This window comes from Ruminococcus bicirculans (ex Wegman et al. 2014), assembly GCF_000723465.1.
Lineage (GTDB): Bacteria > Bacillota > Clostridia > Oscillospirales > Ruminococcaceae > Hominimerdicola > Hominimerdicola aceti.
Map to the genome: position 1 here is coordinate 415,739 of NZ_HF545616.1, position 21,579 is coordinate 437,317.

The following is a 21,579-nucleotide window of genomic DNA, read 5'->3' on the forward strand; positions in this document are numbered from 1 at the left end:
TTGTAAATAAATAAGAGAAATTTTGTGATAACTATTGCATTTTATCAACCTTGTTGTATAATATAATTAGCACTCAAATAGATAGAGTGCTAATTATATTGCTAACAATACTGAAAAGTAAAAAAATAAGGAAAGGTCGAGATTTTATGCAGACAAAAGAATTTAAGGCAGAATCCAAAAGACTGCTTGATATGATGATCAATTCGATCTACACTCATAAGGAGATTTTTCTCAGAGAGATAATCTCAAATGCAAGCGACGCTATTGATAAGCTGTATTTCAAGTCCCTGACAGATACTTCTGTGGGAATGAAAAAGAGCGACTTTGCTATCAATATCGCTATCGACAAGGAAAACAGAACGCTTACAGTTTCTGATAACGGCATCGGTATGACCGAGGAGGATCTTGAAAACAACCTTGGTACTATCGCAAACTCAGGCTCGTTCGCTTTCAAGAAAGACAATGACCTTGGGGACGATGTTGATATCATCGGTCAGTTCGGTGTAGGCTTCTATTCTACTTTTATGGTAGCAAAGGAAGTTACCGTTGTAACAAAGGCTTTTGGCAGCGATCAGGCTTACAAGTGGACATCTGACGGTGTTGAGGGCTACACAATAGAAGAGTGTGACAAGCCTGACGGCGTCGGCACAACTATCACACTTAAACTCAAGGACGATACTGATGACGAGAAGTATTCAACATATCTTGATCAGTATCAGATACAGTCACTTGTAAAGAAATATTCTGACTACATCAGATTCCCTATCAGAATGGAAGTCGAGCATACTCATTATAATGAGGAGGGTAAAGAGCCTGAGGTACACAAGGCTATCGAAACTCTTAACAGCATGACCCCTATCTGGAAGAAGAACAAGAGCGAGCTTAAGGACGAGGATTACAACAACTTCTACATGGAGAAGTTCGGTGACTATGAGCCACCTGTTACACATATCCATTCAAAGAACGAGGGCGTTGCAACATATGACGCACTGCTTTATATACCTGCTCGTGCGCCTTTTGACTATTACTCAAAGGACTATGAAAAGGGACTCCAGCTTTATTCAAGCGGTGTAATGATAATGGAAAAGTGTGCAGACCTGCTTCCTGACTGGTTCAGCTTTGTAAAGGGCGTTGTTGACTCTGAGGATCTCTCACTGAACATCTCCCGTGAGCTTTTACAGCAGGACAGACAGCTCAAGATAATCGCAAAGAACCTTGAAAAGTCCATAAAGAACGAGCTTGCAAAGCTTCTGAAAAACGACCGTGAGAAGTATGAGAAGTTCTACAGCGTATTCGGGCTTCAGTTTAAGTTTGGCATTTATCAGTCATACGGCGCTGCAAACGAAACTCTGAAAGATCTCCTTATGTTCCCGTCCTCATTTGACGGCAAGAACGTTACACTCAAAGAGTATGTTTCAAGAATGAAAGAAGATCAGAAAGAGATCTATTATGCCTGCGGCGAAACAAAGGAAAGGATCGAAATGCTCCCTCAGCTTGAAAAGATCAAGGATAAGGGCTATGAAGTTCTTTACTTTACACAGGACGTTGACGAGTTCGCTATCAAGGTGATGATAAACTATGACGGCAAGCCTTTCAAGTCCATAAGCGACGCTGATCTCGACCTTGACACAGAGGAAGAAAAGGAAGAGGCTAAAAAGCTTGACGAAGAGAACAAGGATATGTTCGCTTTCATGCAGGAAGCTATCGCTGACAAGGTAAAGACAGTTCGTCTTTCAAAGAAGCTTAAAACTCACCCTGTTTGTCTTTCATCAGACGGCAGTATAACTATCGAAATGGAGAAAGTCCTCAACGCTATGCCTCAGAATGACGGCAACAAGGTAAAGGCTGAAAAGGCACTGGAGATAAATCCAAACCACCCTATCTTTGAGAAGCTGAAAGACCTCTATGCTAACGATAAGGACAAGCTGAAAGACTATGCAAAGCTTCTTTACGATCAGGCTTTGCTTATCGAGGGTATGTCTATCGACAACCCTGTTGAGTTTGCAAACCTTGTTTGCGAGCTTATGACAAAGTAATAAAGCTATACAGATACTCTCTTAACATACCGAAAGCCGTGGGAACAGCAGTGTTTCCACGGCTTTTTTATGCTTTTCAGGCTGATAATTGTAGGTTTTATACAAAACAAAATGAGTTTATTTGTTAAAAAAACAGATTCGGAAAACAAATTTTATGTATGCTGTTGACAAATAAATATGGGTGTGTTAATATAATTATAGTGAAATTGATACATAACATCTTTTATTGGAGTGTTACCTTTCATTTATAGACTGGGCATGACCAACTTTGTACGGACATATTGTGTGGGTTCGTATTAAGGTTGGCTTTTTTTATTTTATAGGGGGATTTTTAATGAAAATAATCAAGGTGATAAATAATAACACCGTAAGCGTTATAGACGATAAAGGAAAAGAGCAGATAATCTCAGGCAAGGGGATAGGCTTTGGGAAAAAATACGGCGACGAGCCTGATAAGGATAAGATTCAGAAAATGTATCTTGTCACAGACTCAGAGCTTAGAAAAAGGCTTATCGAGTGCCTGACCGAGATACCATATGAGCATATAAAGCTTACGGCAGATCTTGTGGACTATATTTCTTCACATATCGACGGACGGCTAAACGAGTCGCTCATAATAACACTTTCAGACCACATCTCATTTGCCATTGAAAGAAAAAAGCAGGGACTTGAATTTGATAATCCTCTCATGGACGCCATAAGCGACTGTTTCCCGAAGGAGCTTGCTCTTGGAAGATATTGCGTGGCGGAGATATATCAGCGTTTGGGCGTTGAGCTGAGGGGTGATGAAGCGGGCTTTATCGCAATGCACATCATAAACGCAAGGCTCGGCACAAAAATGGAACAGATACAGGATATCACTAAAATGGTGAACAGCTGTGCTGAGATAGCAGACGCTTGCCTGGCAGGGAAGATAAACAAGAACTCTGTTGCATATGAAAGATTTCTTGTGCATTTAAAATATCTTGCGAAAAGACTCTTCAAATCTCAGGAGCTTCCTAATGTTCTCAGCAGGGACGAGGAGTTCGCTGATATCATAAAAAAGAAATTCAAAAAGCAGTATAAATGCGCAAAGCATATGCAGGATCATATTTTGAAGAATTATGCTAAAACTATATCGGAAGATGAAATGATAACTCTTACTATTCATCTGAAAAAAATAAGCGTATAGGCATTATTGCCACAGCTTATATATAATGTATTCGCTGCGGTATTATCATTAACGGTACCATAATGATAATTCGACTGAGATATAATTTTTTGGAGGATATTATTATTATGAAGGATAAAATTTTCGGCGTATTGCAGCGTGTGGGACGCTCTTTCATGCTCCCTATCGCACTGCTGCCGGTGGCGGGTCTGCTTCTTGGAATAGGCAGTTCTTTCACCAACGCCACAACTATCGAAACCTATCATCTTGGCAAATTCATCTATGAGGGCGGTGTGCTTTACACTATACTCGACATAATGAGCAAAACGGGAAGCGCCGTTTTCGATAACCTTGCGCTTCTGTTTGCAATGGGCGTTGCTATCGGAATGGCAAAGAAGGAAAAAGAAGTCGCAGCCCTTTCGGGTGCTATCGCCTATATCGTAATGAACACCACTATCAGCGCACTTATCACCGCAAAGGGCGGCGTTGAGGCGATGGCAGAAAATTCCACAACGTCAGTGCTTGGTATCACCACGCTGCAAATGGGCGTTTTCGGCGGTATCCTTGTAGGACTTGGCGTTGCGGCACTGCACAACAAGTTCTATAAAACAGAACTTCCGCAGGTGCTCTCATTCTTCGGCGGAACAAGATTTGTTCCTATCGTTTCAACTGTCACATACCTTATCGTTGGTATCATAATGTTCTATCTGTGGCCTATAGTACAGCTTGGTATATCAAAGCTTGGCGTGCTCGTTCTCAACTCAGGCTATGCAGGCACATGGATATACGGAATACTTGAACGTGCTCTTATCCCATTCGGACTTCATCACGTTTTCTATATGCCTTTCTGGCAGACAGAGCTTGGCGGCTCGATGATGATAGACGGCAACATGGTGGCAGGCGCACAGAACATATTCTTTGCAGAGCTTGCTTCAAAGTCAACAGAAGTTTTCTCAGTATCGGCAACAAGATTTATGGCAGGAAAATTCCCGTTCATGATATTTGGTCTTCCTGCTGCAGCATTTGCAATGTACAAAACTGCTCGTCCTGAAAAGAAAAAGGTAGTAGGAAGCTTGCTTCTGTCAGCGGCTCTTACTTCAATGATAACAGGTATCACAGAGCCTTTGGAGTTCACATTCCTGTTTGTTGCACCTCTTATGTATGCTGTTCATTGCGTATTGGCAGGACTTTCATATATGCTTATGCACATTCTTAACGTTGGCGTTGGAATGACGTTCTCAGGCGGTCTTATAGACATGACCCTTTTCGGAATTTTGCAGGGCAACGCAAAGACCCACTGGATATGGATAGTTGTTGTTGGACTTATCTATGCGGTTGTTTACTACTTTGTGTTCTACTTTATGATAACAAAGATGAATCTTAAAACCCCTGGCAGAGAGCCTGATGACGTTGAACCTAAGCTTTATCGCAGAAGCGACGTGAACGAGGCTAAGGCGGCAAAGGTAAAGAGCACAGACAAGAGGGCTTCAGACGTTGTAAGCGCAATGATACTCAAAGGTCTTGGGGGTAAAGATAACCTTTCCGACGTTGACTGCTGTGCAACAAGACTTAGAGTTACAGTGAATGACGCCTCAAAGGTCATGGACGATATGCTCAAGGCCAGCGGTGCTTCAGGCGTTATCCACAAGGGCAACGGAGTTCAGGTCATTTACGGACCAAAGGTCTCAGTTATAAAATCAGACCTTGAGGATTTTATCGACTCGCCATACAGCGATGACCCTGACAGCATTGTCGGCACTGAGAAAGCTTCTGATAAAATAGAAGAAAAACCGCAGACCGAGGGTGCAGAAAACACAGAAACTAACGGCAAGACGATAACGCTTTACTCCCACATGAACGGCACTGCCGTTAAGCTTGAAGACGTTGAGGACGATGTGTTCTCACAAAAGATACTCGGCGAGGGCGCAGCCGTTGAGCCGTCAGAGGGCAAGCTTTACGCTCCATGCGACGGAAAGATAGACAGCGTTTTTGACACAAAGCATGCCGTAAATATGGTATCGGACGATGGAGTGGAGATACTTCTCCATATCGGTATCGACACTGTAAAGCTTGGCGGACAGTATTTTGAAGCCCATGTCAGCGACGGTCAGGAGGTCAAGAAAGGCGACCTGCTCATAAGCTTTGATATGGATAAGATAAAAGCCGCAGGCTATAAGGTGACAACGCCTTTGATAATAGGCAACACGGACGATTATGCGTCTGTTGAACCTGTTGCACAAAACAGCGTTTCGGCAGGAGATATGATCTTGAAGATAAAATAATTATTTGGAGGTATTCATCATGAAAACATTTAGCTACACTATCACAGACGAAGTTGGTATCCATGCAAGACCGGCTGGACTTCTTGCAAAGAAAGCAAAGGAGTTCGAGAGCGTTTGCACTATCGAAAAGGGAGGAAAGAGCGTGAACATCACAAAGCTTATGGCTCTTATGGGTCTTGGCGTTAAGCAGGGCGATACTGTTACTGTTACCTGCGAGGGTGCAGACGAGGACAAGGCTTCCGAAGCACTCAAGGCATTTTTTGAGGAAACACTTTAATTATTATCTGTCAGCTGGGCGGTAAAAGCCGTCTAGCCGGCGGGACGTTTCTGCGGCGTGTTTGCAGGAGCGTCCCATCGGCTGGAAACAGCGTGAAAAATAATAAGATCTATGAGAAAAGGGGCGGATATTTATGACTAAGTATACAGGAAAAGGCGTTTACGGTGCGGTAGCAATGGGTAAGATCTCAGTATTCAAAAAGCAGGATACCGCTATAAAACGTATTCACACAGAAGACAGCGAGGAAGAAAAGAAAAGAGTTGCCGAGGCCAAGCAGGCGGCAACAGAACAGCTCCAGAGCATTTATGACAAGGCACTCAGGGAGGTGGGCGAAACAAACGCTCAGATCTTTGAGATACACATGATGATGCTTGAAGATGATGATTATAACGAGTCTATAGAGAATATCATCGACAGCCAGAAGGTCAACGCAGAATATGCAGTGGCAGTGACGGCAGACAACTTTGCGGAGATGTTCGCATCAATGGACGATCCTTATATGCAGGCAAGAGCCGCAGATGTAAAGGATATTTCCAACAGGATCATCGCAAACCTCACGGGCAATGTCAGCGACGGCTCAGCAGGTGACGACAAGATGATAGTTTGCGCCGATGATCTTGCACCAAGCGAAACTATATCTCTTGATAAAGACAAGGTGCTTGCCTTCGTTACTGCACATGGCTCATCAAATTCACATACAGCTATCCTTGCAAGAAATATGAACATACCTGCGGTAATAGGCGTAGGAAGCAAATTTCTGTCAGAAATAAAGGACGGCGACTTTGCTATCGTTGACGGCTTTACAGGGGAGATATTCGTTGACCCTGATGAAAAGACCACCGCTGAGCTTACCGCAAAGCAGAAAGCAGACGAGGAGAAAAAGCGTCTTTTGCAGACCCTCAAAGGCAAGGAGAATGTCACAAAGGACGGCAAAAAGATAAATATTTATGCAAATATCGGAAGCGTTGACAACATCGGTGCTGTGCTTCTCAATGACGCAGGAGGAATAGGTCTTTTCAGAAGCGAGTTTCTCTATCTTGAAAATTCAGATTTCCCTACGGAGGAACAGCAGTTTCATGCTTATAAGCGTGTTCTTGAGAGCATGGCAGGGAAAAAGGTCATCATAAGAACGCTCGATATCGGTGCCGACAAGCAGGTGGATTATTTCGGTCTGAAAAAAGAGGAAAACCCAGCTTTGGGATACAGAGCAATAAGAATTTGTCTTACAAGACCTGAGATATTCAAAACTCAGCTCAGAGCGCTTTTCAGAGCTTCCGTATACGGCAATCTGGGCATAATGTTCCCTATGATAACAAGCGTTTCAGAGGTAGAAAAAGCCCTTGCTATGTGTGGTGAAGTCAAGGCTGAACTTAAAGAACAGGGTATAACAGTTTCTGACAGCGTTGAACTTGGCATCATGATAGAGACCCCTGCGGCGGCTATCATAAGCGATAAGCTTGCAAAGCTTGTGGACTTTTTCAGCGTTGGCACTAATGACCTTACTCAGTATACCCTTGCTTGCGACAGACAGAACCCTGATATAGAGCAGTTCTGCGACACTCACCATGAGGCTATACTTAGACTTATTGAAATGTCTGCAGAGAATGCCCACAAGAACGGCGCATGGATAGGTATATGCGGTGAGCTTGCGGCTGACACTACTCTCACAGAAACCTTCCTGAGAATGGGCATTGACGAGCTTTCAGTTTCTCCGACCTTTGTTCTTAAGGTAAGGGACGCTGTAAGAAATATTGACCTCTCCAAATAATTTCTCATAGATCTTCACACGAAGAACACACCCTCGTTCATATGGACGGGGGTGTGTTCTTTTATTTGACAGAAGCACTTTAATGTGCTAAAATATCTTATCGGCACAATCGTGTTTGTACATAAGTTTGTTATCAATGCACAAAAAATAAAAGTAAAATTTGTATACTATTTTGCCATAAAATCTCCCGTGCAGAATCGTATATAAGTTATCGAGGGGTGTGAAAGACTTGACCGACACTGAGTTCGATTTCAGGGTGGAGCTGATCCTGAAAAATGACAAAAACGGGCTTAGGGAGATCTATCAATGCTACGGCAAGGTGATATATAACATCATGCTTGACATTGTGAAAAGTCCTCAGGACGCTGAGGACCTTACATCAGATTTTTTCCTAAAGCTGTGGGACACCGCAGGTCAGTACCGAAAGGGAACGGGGCATAAGCGATATCTGACTGTAATGGCGAAAAATCTCGCTCTTGACTTTATCAGAAAAAGGCGGCACGAAACGCCGACCCTTGATGATGAAGAAGCAGGGCATAAAGAACAGCAGGACAGTATGCGGGTAGACGACGATGTGATCGGAAAGCTCACCTTCGAGGAGGCTTTGAAGCTGCTTTCAGAGGACGAAAGGGATATCCTGAACATGAGGCTTGGAATGGATATGACATTTCGTGAGATAAGTCGGGCAGTGGGGAAGCCGCTGGGTACTGTCACATGGAAATACCGTCAGGCTGTTTTCAAACTAAAAAAGACCATAAAGGAGGACAGTATCTATGGCTAAGAACATAAAATTTCTTTACAAAAAGCATATTTCTGATACTGCCCCTGACATGGAAAAGCTCTGGGACAGGATAGAGGGACAGCTTGAAAACAAAACGGACAAAGATCGGACACAGATAAAAGTAAGCCACAGAAATTACAGAAAATTTGCAGCGGCAGCAGCCTCGCTCGTGCTTATTATCGGCGGTGTAAGCCTTTACGCCGATATCCGCTCAGAGTCGGACAGTGTTTCAAAGCATAGCGTAGAAACGGCTGACAAGGCTAGGCTTGAAAACAGAGAAGAAAAGACATACGAACAGCTCAGTTTCAGCCACACAGACACAAAGGCTTATGAGGACAGCTACATTCCAAAGGGCGATGATTATTTTACAGAGGACAGCGTTCTGGAAGATACAGACTTCTTTGCAGATGTGACAGTGCTTTCAGCAAGGCTTGACAGCGACAGCGCACATTACACCCTGAGAATAAACAGCCTTGTATCAAAGACAGGAGAAGAAAGCAAAACAAATATTACCATTGAAAGCTCTACCCCTTATATCATGCAGGAAAACAGAGAATATTTCATACCACTGAGGAAAGAAAACGGCACATATTCTATGGTCTTTGAAAATGCACCTCAAATAGAAATTTCTCTTGACGGGGATATCGTTTTTCAAAACGGCTGGAAAAGTCTTGACGATGATTCGGGTATTCTTAAGGACTCGCAGAAAAGCAAGAACGATTATTTCTATGACCGAATGAGATATTCCTCGAAAAACGATCTGCAAGACCTGCTTGCTAAGTGGAGGACTATGTAGCTAACAACGCAAGGGCATATCGCCCACGCTATTTTACGGGAGATGACAGGTATGAAAAAGACAACTTCAAACAGCATAAAAAGAAACTTGATCACAGCTCTGTCGCTTATGATGACGGCGACAATGCTTGCTTCATGCGGAAGCGGTTATGACGGCTCGGAGAGCAGAAAGAGCGGCAGCTATAACAATGAAAGAACAACTGCGGAAAACTACAGATACAGCAATGTTACAGCCGGAGATACTGACGGCACGGCGAATACAGGAGGGGGTTACAATACCGAGGAATATAACCATCTGACCGAAAACGGCTATAAGCTTGTTTCAGACGAACCGCTTTCCACCTTTTCCACAGACGTTGACACGGCTTCCTACACAAACGTGAGAAGAATGATAAACGACGGCTGGGAGGTCGACCCTGACGCTGTGAGAACAGAGGAGTTCATAAACTATTTCAAGTATGACTATGAAAAGCCTGCGGAGGGTGCGGTGTCTATAAATACCGAGCTTTCCGATTGTCCTTGGAACAGTGAAGCAAAGCTTATGCTGGTGGGGCTTCAGGCAAGGGAAGCAAAGGTCAAGGACGTTCCTACAAACCTTGTTTTTCTCATAGACGTGAGCGGCTCAATGGAGGACGAGGATAAGCTTCCTCTTGTTCAGCAGGCTTTCTCAATGCTTGTTGAAAACCTTGGGGCTGATGACAGAGTTTCTATCGTCACTTATGCAGGAAGCGACAGCGTTGTTCTTGAGGGCGAAAGTGGCGACAACAGCGAGGAGATAGTTTCAGCACTTAACAGCCTGTCAGCAGGCGGCTCGACAGCAGGTGCGGCAGGAATTACCACAGCTTACAAGCTTGCAGAGGAGTATTTCATAGAGGGCGGCAACAACAGAGTTATCCTTGCAACTGACGGCGATCTGAACGTTGGTCTGTCAAGTGAAGAAGAGCTTACCGACCTTATATCACAAAAGCGTGACTCAGGGGTATATCTCTCAGTGCTTGGCTTCGGCTCAGGAAACTATAAGGATAACAGGCTTGAAGCCCTTGCTGATAACGGCAACGGAAACTATGCTTATATTGACAGCGTTGACGAAGCAAAAAGAGTGCTTGTAACAGAAATGAGCGGAACTCTTTTCACTGTCGCAAAGGACGCAAAGGTGCAGATAGAGTTTAATCCCGAAAATGTTTCAGCATACAGGCTGGTGGGCTATGAAAACAGACTTCTCAATGACGAGGACTTTGAGGACGATACAAAGGACGCAGGCGATATTGGCTCGGGTCAGCAGGTCACGGTTTTGTATGAGATAGTGCCAAATAACGGCAATGAAAAGTCGCTGAAATATCAGGATAACGAGAGCAAGGCTGAAACCAACGAGCTCAGCGGAGAAATGCTCACAGTTTCAGTGAGGTATAAAGACCCGGAGGCGAGCGAAAGCAAGCTTATAGACAAGTCTGTTATGTGTTCTGACTATACAGAGGCTGTGTCACAGAATTTTGCAAAGGCTTGCTCTGCGGCAGAGTTTGCAATGGTGCTTAGAAAAAGCGACTATGCAAGCGGTCTTACCGCTCAGGGCGTTGTGGATTATATGGAACAAAACAATGTTGACAACAGCGAGCTTTTTGAACTCATATACAAATATATGCAAAACGGCACAGGCAGCGAGGCAAGCTACTGGTAAAAAACTAAATCAAGGGGGTGTTGCATGGTCATCACCCCTTTGGGTCATAAAATTTACCTCTTGCATAGAAATCTGCACCTGTCAGCCAAAAGGGGTTTACATGAAAGGAAAAATAGATTATAATAAGGCTGTCAGATAAAACGGGGGTGAAAGCGTGAAGGTCAGGATAGAGATAGACGAGAATATGTCTGAAGACGAGATAGTCATAAGGTGCGCCCAGCCCGATGAACGTGTGCTTAAAATGAAAAGGGCGGCGGAGTCCGCTGAGGGCGATCCTGAGATAGCTTTTTTCAAAGACGCAGTTCAGTTCTATCCTCCCCTTGATTCCATACTGTTTTTTGAAACAGGGGAACATAATCTTAACGCACATACCTCCGACGACGTTTTTCAGGTCAAAATGAAGCTTTTCGAGCTTGAAGAGATACTTCCGAGAAAATTCGTGAGAGTGTCAAAATCCGCTATCGTGAATGTAAAGCACATCTATTCCGTTGAGCGAAACATAACCTCTGCAAGCCTTATAAGCTTTGCAGGCACTCACAAACAGCTTTACGCCTCACGAAGCTATTACAAGCTTTTGAAGCTCAGACTTGGAGAAAGGAGATTTCTATGAAAAACAAAAATCTTATATGGGGCTTGTTCTTTATCCTTGCAGGCGTTGCGCTTATCCTTGACCGCACAGGTCTGCTTGGAAGTGTAAGCGTGTGGAGCGTTGTGATCTCACTGCTCCTCGTTCCTGTTATCGTAACGAGCGTCAGACACCTTAACTTCTGGGGAATATTCTTCCCTATAGCTATCATGGCGATACTCTTTGACGAAACTCTCGGTATCGAGAAGTTCACCCCATGGCCTGTTTTGGGTGCGGCACTGCTTCTCAGCGTGGGATTTTCATTTATTTTCCCTTACCGCTACAGGTTTACACAAAGCAAGTGGACCACCCACACTACCGATAATCCTGCTTGGGATAAATCCTCAGACAATGGGGAATATGTGCGTATCGACGCAAAATTTTCAGGCTGCACAAAGTATATAACCTCAAAGGTGTTGAAAAGAGTTGACATAAGCTGCCGTTACAGCGGTATGGAGGTGTACTTTGATTCTGCCGATATGGCAGGAAACGAAGTCGAGCTGAATGTTGATGTGCTTTGCGGCGGAGTGGAGCTTTATATCCCGAAGAACTGGGGCATAAAGGTGGAAGCCGACTGCGTTCTTGGCGGAATAGACCAGCCTAACGGAGCTTATGATGAAAAAGAAAAGATCCTTATCATAAAGGGCAGAGCAAAGATCGCAGGAATAGATATAACATATGTTTAGTCTTATGTGAAAGAACAAAAGTAAAAGCTGCGGAGTTTTCCCTCCGCAGCTTTTTGTATGTCTGATTATTCTTGAAGTATCATCTTGTCTGAAAGTTCGTCCTCGGCGGTGTCGGAATAAAGCTTCATAAGCTTTTCCACCGTCATGTTTGCTCTCTGCTCGCCCTCGATAGTAAGAAGCAGTTTGCCTTGGCTCATTACGATAGTTTTGTTGCCATATTCAATGGCATTTGAAATGTTGTGTGTTATCATAAGAGTAGTCAGCGCGTTTTCCTTTACTATCTTGTCGGTTATCCTCATGACCTTTTCTGCGGTCTTAGGGTCAAGTGCCGCAGTGTGTTCGTCAAGAAGCAGAAGTTTTGGTGTAACGATAGTCGCCATAAGCAATGTGAGCGCCTGTCGCTGTCCGCCTGAGAGCAAGCCCACAGGCATTTTCATTCTGTCCTCAAGACCTAAGTCAAGCTCCTTGAGCCTTTCTCTGAACACTGAAACGTCCTTTTTCCTGATACCGATAGTCAGCGAACGACGCTTTCCACGACTGTAGGCAAGGCCGAGATTTTCCTCTATGGTCATGTTTGGCGCAGTTCCTCTCAGCGGGTCTTGGAAAAGCCTGCCTATAGTTCTTGCACGTTGATGCTCCTTTAGGTGAGTGATGTTCTTTCCGTCAAGGAATATCTTGCCGGTGTCAGCCTCGTAGCTGCCACTGATAACGTTCATAAGTGTGGATTTTCCTGCACCGTTTGAACCTATTACAGTAACGAAATCTCCGTCAGCCACATCAAGGTCTATGTGCTGGAGCGCCTTACGCTCGTTGGCAGTGTTCTTGTTGAAGGTTATGTTTATATTTTCAAGCTTAAGCATTTTAAACCTCCTATTTGTCACTGCATACACGCTTGTATGCCTTTGTGATATACTTCTTGATAGCAGGCAGAGAGATAGCAAGGGCAACTATGCAGGCTGAGAAAAGCTTTGTGTAGTTGCTGTCCATACCGTGATTCATTGCAAAAGCAAGAACAAATCTGTATGCCACCGCACCGAATATCGCCGCAAGTATTCCGCAGAGGATCGAGTGCTTGCTGAAGAATATCTCACCGATAATGATAGAAGCAAGGCCTACCACCAGCATACCTGTACCGCTGTTTGAGTCGCCTGCTGAGGAATACTGAGCGTACATTGCGCCTGAAAGGGATACCAAAGCGTTTGCAATGGCAAAGCCCATTATCTTCATTCTGTCTGAGTTTATTGAAGAAGCCCTTACCATGTATTCGTTGTCGCCTGTGGCTCTAAGTGACATTCCTGCCTGAGTTTTAAGAAACCAGAAAAGCAGAACAGCCGCAATAACAAGCACGATACCTGCCGCTGCAAGCTTGTAATAGTCGCCGAAATATTTCTGTGCTATTGTAAATATAGTATCTTTCTTATAGAGTGAAATATTAGGTCTGTCCATGATTTTCAGGTTTATGGAATAAAGAGCCGTCATTGTGATTATTCCCGCAAGTATAGGCTGAACGTTGAGTTTTGTGATAAGTATTCCCGTCACGCTTCCTGCGATAGCTCCTGCAACTATTGACAGCAGTATGCCCTTGATAGGGTCGCCGTTGAAAGCCTGCATAACTGATACTGCAACGCCAAGGGTGAAAGTTCCGTCTACCGACAGGTCAGGGATATCAAGTATCCTGAATGAGATGAATATTCCAAGTGCAAGGATAGAAAAAACAAGACCCTTTTCAAATGTTCCCGTAACAACGCTTTCCGTGAGCTGAGTGTTTATTATCACAAGAAGTAAGATCAAAAGCACAGCTTTCGGTATAAGCGAGATAACTGTTTTCTTATTCAGTTTCATATAATTTTCCTTTCAATAAAAAATAGCAGGGAGCGAAAGTCCCGCTCCCTACTATTATACTATGTTTGATTTGATTTTGCAATAGTTTAATTAAAGTAAACTGTCTTTTCTCCGTTTGCAATATCGTCAGGAATAGTGATACCGATCGTGTCAGCAGTTGTCTTGTTGATATAAGTGCTGAGGTCTTCGTTGAATACCTTTATTGGTATTTCGGAAGCCTTCTTTTCGCCGCTGAGTATCTGAGCTGCCATGTTTGCAGTTTCCTTACCAAGGTCGGAATACTCGATACCAACAGTGCCAAGACCGCCGTCCATTACCATTGAGTCAGCACCAACGAACATTGGAACCTTCGCCTTGTTCATAACTTCTGTAACTGTACCCATAGCGCCTGCGATAGTGTTGTCGTTAGGGGAGAATACAGCGTCGCACTTTGCGGCAAGGTTCTGAGCAGCTTCCTGCACCTCAGATGTGTTTGAAGCAGCGCCTTCGATAACAGTGATGCCCTTTTCCTCACAGTAAGCCTTTACTTCTTTAAGGGTAGAAACTGAGTTGTCCTCGCCTGTGTTGTAAAGATAACCGAGAGTTTTTATTTCAGGCTTCATTTCAAGCGCAAAGTCAAGTATCTTTGTGATAGCGAGCTTGTCAGATGTGCCTGTGATGTTTGCCCCTGTGCTTTCAAGCGAGTCGCAAAGACCTGCACCGATAGGGTCTGTTACTGCGGAGAATACTACAGGTATCTCCTCAGAGTATGGAGCTGCGAGCTGTGCGCATGGTGTTGTGATAGCGATGATGATATCGTCACCGTCAGCCTTGAACTGGTCGAGTATCTGCTGAACAGTTGTTGACTCGTTGTTAGCCTGCTGAGCGTCGATAGTGCAGTTTTTGCCGTCAACATAGCCAAGCTCTGCAAGTCTGTCGATAACAGCATCTCTGATAGTGTTGAGAGATGTATGCTCCATTATCTGCACAATGCCTATCTTATAGTGCTTTTCTGATGAGCCGCCTGCCTTTGAATCGTTTGAGGAGTCCTCCTTAACGCCGCATGACGCAAGAGCAGCCACAGCCATTACCGCTGCAGCGGCAAGTGCCAGAACTTTTCTTAACTTCATATATGTACCATTCCTTTCGTATTTACGGGGATTTTACCCTACTACTCTATTAAAGCACAGCCGTAAAAGTTTGTCAAGTAAAAGTTAAAAGGATTGTAGAAATAGTAAAAGCCACAGAGAAAATCCCCATGGATTTTGTATGTTTTGCAGTTGGTTGACAGAAATGTGAAAAAAGGCTATAATGATATCTGTAGTATTGCAGAGCAGGAGGTTTTGTATTGGGACTAAAAAGGGTTTCCGTGATAGGGCTTTGTCTTGCGGCGGTGGCAGCGGTGGTAATGCTCGCTGCAGTTATAATAAGACCGCCGAAAATATATATAAGCGAGATATGCCCCTCAAACAGCGAAACATCTAAGAAAACAGCTATGCAGGACAAAAACGGAGAACCAAGCGATTGGATAGAGATATATAATCCTACAAATAAAGATATTTCACTTACGGGATTTTCACTTTCAAAAAATGGCGGTGGAGATCAGCCTTTGGGCGGATATGTCATTAAAGCCCATGACTATATAATAGTATACTGCTCGTCAGCAGGCTTTGAAAATGCTGATTTTCCTCACGCTGATTTCAGCATAGGCAAGGTCAGCGAAGCGGAGATAATATTGAAATATGACTCGTTCCAGTGTGAGAGCATAAAATTGCCTAAGCTTAACAAGGGCGTGAGCTATTCTAAAAATGTCAAGGGTGAAATGTACGTTTCAGAGCCTACACCTCTTGCGGCGAATGCAGAGAAAACTATCGGCGATACACCTGTGTTTTCTCAGGCGGCAGGCAGCTATGAAAAGGCTTTTGACCTTGAGATAACCGCAGGAGAGAGTCAGACGGTGTATTATACCACCGACGGCACCGACCCTGCCACGTCGGACACAAGAAAGGTCTATGAAAATGCCCTGAGAATTGACGACAGGTCAGATGATGAAAATGTCCTTTCGGCTTATGACCCTATGAAAATACAGCTTGACTATCGTGACAGCATAAAACTGCCTGACAAAAGCGCAGTTGATAAAGGCACTGTCATAAGAGCCTGTGCAGAGGGCACAAGCGGAAAGTGTGGAAAAACTGTTACTGCCACTTATTTTGTGGACGTTTCAAGTGCAGATCATAACGATCTGCCTATAGTATCAATTACCACCGATCCTGACGGGCTTTTCAACGAAAAAACGGGCATTTACTGCCTTGGGGACGTATACAAAGAATATGACGAAGAAAATCCCGACCACCCTTGGAACGGCTCTATCCCTGCAAACTATAATCAGCGTGGCAGAGAGTGGGAAAAAGAATGTTATGTTGAGTATTTCGACAGTGAGGGCAACAGCCTTATTTCTCAGGATTGCGGCATAAGGATACAAGGCGGCTGGTCTAGGGCGGATTATCAAAAGTCGTTCAGGCTTTATGCTCGAAACGATTACGGCAAAAGCTCTTTTGATACAGTTTTCTGGGATAGCTTTACAGATGTAAACGGCGAGGCTATCACCTCCTGCAAGACCTTTGTGCTTAGAAACGGCGGGAATGACGCCAATTATTCAAAATTCAAGGACATGATGATACAAAATATGGTGTCAGGCAGAGGTGTTGAAACTCAGCAGGGAACAGCCTGCGTGGTGTTTATAGACGGTGAATACTGGGGACTTTATACTCTCCAATCCGATTACAGCGACAGATATTTTGCGGATAGATACAATGTAGCAAAAAGCAACGTTGTCATGTATAAAAATGATGAGCTGAGCGAGGGTGAGGCTGAGGACGAAAAGCTTTTCAATGATATGTATAAGTTTATCACAGAAAACGATATGTCCATTGAGGAGAATTATCGCAAAGCCTGCGCAATGATAGATATGGATAACCTTGTGGAGTATGCCGCCACGGAAATGTATATCTTCAATGACGATTGGCCGCAGAACAACTATGCTTGCTGGCGCACAAGAACAATAGAGCAGGGCAATAGCTATGCAGATGGCAGATGGCGCTTTGTGCTTTTCGATACGGAATCGTCATGCTCGCATTATAACGAGAAGAATCTGGAAACAAATATGTTCTCGTATCTTAGAAGCCAAAGCTATACAACGTTTGGCGGAATACTTTGCAGCCTTATAGATAACGAGGAATTTGATTTGAAGCTCACCTCGGCAATGTGTCAGCTTGGAAGCGTGAACTTTACTGCGGAGCGGTTCGGGGAGTATCTCGAATATTATAAGAATATCTATTACGGCGAACTTGATAATTATTTCGACCGTTTTCCAACATGGGCAAACCTTGCGAAAGCTACAGACCCTATGATAATACGTTGGCAGAATTTTATTGAGGGAAGATATGATAAAGTGCTTGGCTATCTTGAAAGAGAGTTTGACTATTATGAGCGCAGAACAGTGAAGATATCAGCGGATAACGAGCAGGGAAGCGTTTTGATAGGGGGCGTTGAAATAGAAAGTGATTATAGCGGTACATATTTTGACGGCTGTGAGATAAAATTGAACGCACAAGCAAAATCAGGCTGGCATTTTGACCATTGGGAGGGCGTAAATGGCGATAATACCCAATCGGAGATAAAGGCTAAGGTGAATGGTGATATGAATATCAAAGCCGTTTTTGAAAAAGACATTGTGTAGAATAAAAAAGGTCTGTCACTAAAATCAAGTGACAGACCTTTTACTATATAACTTAACCTGCAAAATCAATATCTACAGAGCATATCTCAGCGTCAGTTCCTACCCTCATGAAAGTGCCGTATACACCAACACCAGAGGTGACAATGGAGTACATATTATCTTTCTTTATCATGCCACATGGGTTTTCCCAGAAAAGACCTATTGTCAGATTGCCTGGGAAAAGCTGCCCGTCATGTGTGTGACCTGAGAAATCTATGTCTGCACCTGCGTCAGCGGTCTTTTGAAGCTCGTCAGGCTCGTGGGAAAGCACAAATATCGGCTTGGTCTTGTCAAGATCCTTCGTAAGCTCTGATATCTCTGCACGAGTGCCGTCCTCAGTACCGGGCTTGTCAGTGTCACGCCTGCCCACAAGATAAAATTCATCGTTTATCAAAACAGACTCATCATTGATAAGCTTTATGTTACACTCTTTCATAAAGTTTGTCATTTTCTCGTTGTGGAGCTGTTTTCCGCCCCAGTCAAAGGTAAACCCCATGAGAATTTTTTCATCTATATCGTGGTTGCCATAGACCGCATAAACACCGTATTTGCTCTTTATGGACTTGAGCTGTGCCTTTATCCCTTCGGGATCGTCCATGCCGTCATAGCTGTTGTCAAAAATATCTCCTGCTATTATAACAATGTCAGCGTCCTGCTGGTTTATTTTCTCAACCATGTTGGTGATGTGATCCACACCGATAGCGTAACCCATGTGCAGGTCAGCCACAAGCACAGCTTTTAAATGCTTGTCACTGCCACATGACTTGTTGACAGTTACGCTGTATTCATTCACTTTGATGTTTCGTGCATTGAAAATGCCGTAAAGACAGGTCGCCACCGCACAAGCCACAACCACCGAACCTATGGAAATAACGCTTCCACGGGAAAAAAGCAGCGTGTTTTTGAGCTTCGTGTGCTTTGCGATAAGTCTTAGCAGGTCAAAAAGCACCACATACAAGAGTGAGTAGAGCATAATGCCTATCCAGTATGTAGAAATTCGCCTTATGACGATAGCAACGGCGGATTTTGGAAGCAGAAAAGCTATAACAGGCGAAAGCGCCATGAAAAGATAGACCACTGCAAAAGGCACTTTGAAACGCAGCCAGTTAAATCTGTGGTTGCAGTGCTTCATCCAGTAGAAAAATCGGAACATCATGTATGATGATACGCCCAGATAAAAGGGCAGAAGAAATAGAAATATCATTATTATGCCACCTTATAGATAAGTGAGGAATGAGGAATTAAGGTATCGCCTGCGGCGATGACTTTTTTGTAGGGGCGACCTTTGTTCGCCTGTTTCACCGCTTGTGGCTGATGAGTTTTTATTCCTCTTTGAATCTCTCCAAAAAGCTGTGTCTGCCCTCGTCGTCTTTGTATGCAATGACCTGATTGAGCATAACATTCTCCACACTCTTGAAAATATTGTATTCTACCTGCGGATTAACAAGCTTTAGCTTTGCAATAAGCTGTTTTATCTCCATACGCTTTGATACTGTCCTGCTGTCAGGTGCGCAGGTGGTGCAGGTGTCGGTGAACTTGCAGGCACACTGTATGAAACGCAGCCCGTTATAGTCACGCCAGCGCTTGATATCGTCCTCTCTGACCATATAGAGCGGCCTTATGAGCTGCATACCCTCAAAATTCGTGCTGTTGAGCTTTGGCATCATTGTCTGTATCTGTCCGCCGTAAAGCATTGACATAAGTATGGTCTCGATAACATCATCATAGTGATGTCCAAGTGCGATCTTGTTACAGCCAAGCTCCTGTGCTTTGCTGTATAAATGACCTCTTCTCATTCGTGCGCACAGATAGCATGGATTTTTCTCCACATTGTATACAGAGTCAAAAATATCAGACTCAAACACTGTTATGGGTATTCCAAGCCGCTTTGCGTTGCGCTCGATTATCTCACGGTTTGCAGGGCTGTAGCCCGGATCCATAACAAGAAATTTTACCTCGAAAGGGAACTTGCTGTGGCGGTGAAGCATTTGTATGAGCTTTGCCATGAGCATTGAATCCTTGCCGCCCGATATGCACACCGCTATCCTGTCATTAGGCTTTATAAGCTCATATTCGTTCACAGATTGTGTGAATCTGTTCCATATCTCCTTGCGGAATTTCTTTTGTATGCTCCGCTCAGCGTCCTGTGAGATATCTTCTACGACCTCTTTGGAAAGCTTTTCTCTCAGCCAGCCATAGTAGCCACCCTCTAGGTTTTCAGCGTCATAGCCAAGCTCTCGAAGCTTTTCTGCCTCAGTGTCGCTTATAAGTCCGCTTTTACAGCAGATAAGAAGCTTTTTGTCCTTTGGCAGGTCGCTTTTATCAAGCTTTTCGGCAGGGATGTTCACTGCTCCGTCAATGTGACCATACTCAAAAGAAAGCTCGTCCCTTATATCTATTATCAGCGTGTTGCCGCTTGTGTTTATCATTTGTCAGTTGACCTCCGCAAAATTTATCACTATTCTTTATGATAGCATAAAAATCAACTTTTTTCAAGCTTTACGCAAAAATAAAACGGCAAAGCCTGATACTTTGCCGTTTTGTTTTATGTCTTGTGTCTGTTTCTTATATAGAATATTATGGATATTGCCGCTACGATAAATTCCGTGACAGGATAAGCAAGCCATACGCCAGTTAATCCTGCTGCCTTGGACATAATGAAAGCCATTGGCACGATAAGAGCAAAGCCCCTTAATATGGTGATGGTCTGGGCTGGTATGATTTTTTCAGAAGCCGCAAAAAATGCAGATATTATTATATTGAAGCCTGAGAAAAACAATCCGGTGAAGTATATTTTCATGCCGTCCTCTGCCATGCGCTGAAGAGAGTCGATATGCTCGCTGTTGAATATAGCGGCGATAGGCGTTGTGAAAAATGCAATAGCAAGGTAAACCATAAGCGCAATCACAAGCTGTGATATAACAGAATATCTCAGCACTGCTCTAAGACGGTCTTTGTTGCCAATGCCGTGAGCAGCACTGATAAGCGGCTGACCGCCTTGTGCGATACCGGTGAATATGGATACAGCCACAATGGAAGTATTCGCTATCACTGCATAAGCTGCAACGCCTGTGTTGCCTGCAAGACCAAGTATTATTATATTGAACGCAAGCACTACGATGCCTGATGAAAGCTCAGTTATAAGCGACTGCACGCCTATGGACAATATGCCGCCAAAAGTTCTTCCTTCGTGCCTTGTCCTGACGATATGGAAGCTGTTCTTTTTGCGGAATTTGTATATGCTCAGTATGCAAAGGCTTATGACAGGCGAAAACCCTGTTGCAAGGATAGCTCCGAAAATGCCCATATCCAGCGGGAAAATGAACACATAGTCAAGTATTATGTTTGAAAAGCTTCCCGTAAGCATTGCCGCCATTGAAAGCTTTGGGTTTCCGTCGTTTCTTATAAAGCAGTTGAAAGTGTCGTTAAGCACAAAGAATGGTCCGAACATCATAAGCACTTTTAGGTAGGTATTAGTCATGCCCACAACGCTGCCCTTTGCACCAAGAAGCTTTGCAAGTGGCATTGAGAAAAACGCTCCGCCCAAAAAGTATATCGCTCCAAGCACCAGAGCCATAAGCAGTGCACAGGTGAAAACTCTGCTTCCTGCTTCGTCACGTCCCTGACTTTTGTATATTGCAAACTTTGTCGCTCCGCCCATGCCGATCATAAGTCCGGTGCCGTGGATAAGGCTGTATATTGGAATGGCGATATTCAGTGCAGTTACGCCGTCTGCACCCATGCCCTTTGCGACAAAGAACGTGTCCGCAAGGATATAGCACGATACACCTATCATTCCAAGAACGTTCAGAGAAGCATATCTGGCAAAGTCCCTAAGATGTGAATTTTTCTTCATTTTTACCCTCCGTTTATCCCACAAAAAAACGCCGAACACCGCTGTCTTT

Annotated in this window: 17 protein-coding genes; 11 read left to right on the forward strand and 6 right to left on the reverse strand. The window is 44.0% G+C overall.

Annotation, left to right across the window (positions count from 1 at the left end):
* The first annotated feature begins 146 nt into the window (after positions 1–146).
* From htpG to RBI_RS01905, 10 genes are all read left to right on the forward strand, one after another.
* Positions 147–2,036, forward strand: coding sequence for a molecular chaperone HtpG (gene htpG / locus RBI_RS01860; RefSeq protein ID WP_038670603.1), 1,890 nt, complete (start codon positions 147–149; stop codon positions 2,034–2,036).
* 334 nt (positions 2,037–2,370) lie between these two features.
* Positions 2,371–3,207: a PRD domain-containing protein gene (locus RBI_RS01865; protein WP_038670605.1), complete on the forward strand. Its 837-nt coding sequence runs from the start codon at positions 2,371–2,373 to the stop codon at positions 3,205–3,207.
* Between the two features lie 107 nt (positions 3,208–3,314).
* Positions 3,315–5,468, forward strand: a complete 2,154-nt coding sequence (locus tag RBI_RS01870; RefSeq protein ID WP_038670607.1) for a PTS transporter subunit IIABC — start codon at positions 3,315–3,317, stop codon at positions 5,466–5,468.
* A 19-nt stretch (positions 5,469–5,487) separates the two neighbouring features.
* On the forward strand, positions 5,488–5,745 hold the full coding sequence (locus RBI_RS01875) for an HPr family phosphocarrier protein (RefSeq protein ID WP_022286557.1): 258 nt from the start codon (positions 5,488–5,490) through the stop codon (positions 5,743–5,745).
* A 133-nt stretch (positions 5,746–5,878) separates the two neighbouring features.
* Positions 5,879–7,513, forward strand: a complete 1,635-nt coding sequence (gene ptsP, locus RBI_RS01880; RefSeq protein ID WP_038670609.1) for a phosphoenolpyruvate--protein phosphotransferase — start codon at positions 5,879–5,881, stop codon at positions 7,511–7,513.
* A gap of 220 nt (positions 7,514–7,733) precedes the next feature.
* On the forward strand, positions 7,734–8,294 hold the full coding sequence (locus RBI_RS01885; RefSeq protein ID WP_051706294.1) for an RNA polymerase sigma factor: 561 nt from the start codon (positions 7,734–7,736) through the stop codon (positions 8,292–8,294).
* Positions 8,287–9,090, forward strand: coding sequence for a hypothetical protein (locus RBI_RS01890; protein WP_038670613.1), 804 nt, complete (start codon positions 8,287–8,289; stop codon positions 9,088–9,090). The genes RBI_RS01885 and RBI_RS01890 overlap by 8 nt, the downstream gene beginning before the upstream one ends.
* A gap of 51 nt (positions 9,091–9,141) precedes the next feature.
* Positions 9,142–10,764: a vWA domain-containing protein gene (locus RBI_RS01895; RefSeq protein ID WP_038670615.1), complete on the forward strand. Its 1,623-nt coding sequence runs from the start codon at positions 9,142–9,144 to the stop codon at positions 10,762–10,764.
* Positions 10,765–10,918: 154 nt separating this feature from the next.
* The gene (locus RBI_RS01900; protein ID WP_038670617.1) at positions 10,919–11,374 is read left to right on the forward strand and encodes a LytTR family DNA-binding domain-containing protein; all 456 of its coding nucleotides are present in this window, start codon (positions 10,919–10,921) and stop codon (positions 11,372–11,374) included.
* A complete protein-coding gene (locus RBI_RS01905) occupies positions 11,371–12,075 on the forward strand; it encodes a LiaF transmembrane domain-containing protein (RefSeq protein WP_038670619.1) in 705 nt (234 codons plus the stop codon). Before RBI_RS01900 ends, RBI_RS01905 begins: the two co-directional genes overlap by 4 nt.
* A 65-nt stretch (positions 12,076–12,140) precedes the next feature.
* Here the strand turns inward: RBI_RS01905 and RBI_RS01910 are convergent, their stop codons facing one another.
* From RBI_RS01910 to RBI_RS01920, 3 genes are all read right to left on the reverse strand, one after another.
* Positions 12,141–12,935: an ABC transporter ATP-binding protein gene (locus RBI_RS01910; RefSeq protein ID WP_038670621.1), complete on the reverse strand. Its 795-nt coding sequence runs from the start codon at positions 12,933–12,935 to the stop codon at positions 12,141–12,143.
* A gap of 10 nt (positions 12,936–12,945) precedes the next feature.
* Entirely contained in the window at positions 12,946–13,917 is a 972-nt protein-coding gene (locus RBI_RS01915; protein ID WP_081855911.1) for an ABC transporter permease, read from the reverse strand.
* Positions 13,918–14,003: 86 nt separating this feature from the next.
* On the reverse strand, positions 14,004–15,026 hold the full coding sequence (locus tag RBI_RS01920; RefSeq protein ID WP_022286548.1) for an ABC transporter substrate-binding protein: 1,023 nt from the start codon (positions 15,024–15,026) through the stop codon (positions 14,004–14,006).
* 218 nt (positions 15,027–15,244) lie between these two features.
* On the opposite strand from RBI_RS01920, the gene RBI_RS01925 reads away from it, so the two are divergent.
* Positions 15,245–17,635 (forward strand): CotH kinase family protein, encoded by a 2,391-nt coding sequence (locus RBI_RS01925; protein ID WP_038670623.1) that lies wholly within the window; start codon positions 15,245–15,247, stop codon positions 17,633–17,635.
* Between the two features lie 52 nt (positions 17,636–17,687).
* Here RBI_RS01925 and RBI_RS01930 read toward each other — a convergent pair whose 3' ends face one another.
* The 3 genes from RBI_RS01930 to RBI_RS01940 all read right to left on the reverse strand — a co-directional run bounded on the left by RBI_RS01930 (position 17,688) and on the right by RBI_RS01940 (position 21,530).
* Positions 17,688–18,878 (reverse strand): metallophosphoesterase, encoded by a 1,191-nt coding sequence (locus RBI_RS01930; protein WP_038670625.1) that lies wholly within the window; start codon positions 18,876–18,878, stop codon positions 17,688–17,690.
* 118 nt (positions 18,879–18,996) lie between these two features.
* Complete coding sequence (locus RBI_RS01935; RefSeq protein ID WP_038670627.1) at positions 18,997–20,103, reverse strand: ATP-binding protein; 1,107 nt, start codon at positions 20,101–20,103, stop codon at positions 18,997–18,999.
* 116 nt (positions 20,104–20,219) lie between these two features.
* Positions 20,220–21,530 carry an MATE family efflux transporter gene (locus RBI_RS01940; protein ID WP_038670629.1) on the reverse strand — a complete coding sequence of 437 codons (1,311 nt, stop codon included), beginning with the start codon at positions 21,528–21,530 and terminating at the stop codon, positions 20,220–20,222.
* Positions 21,531–21,579: the final 49 nt, after the last annotated feature.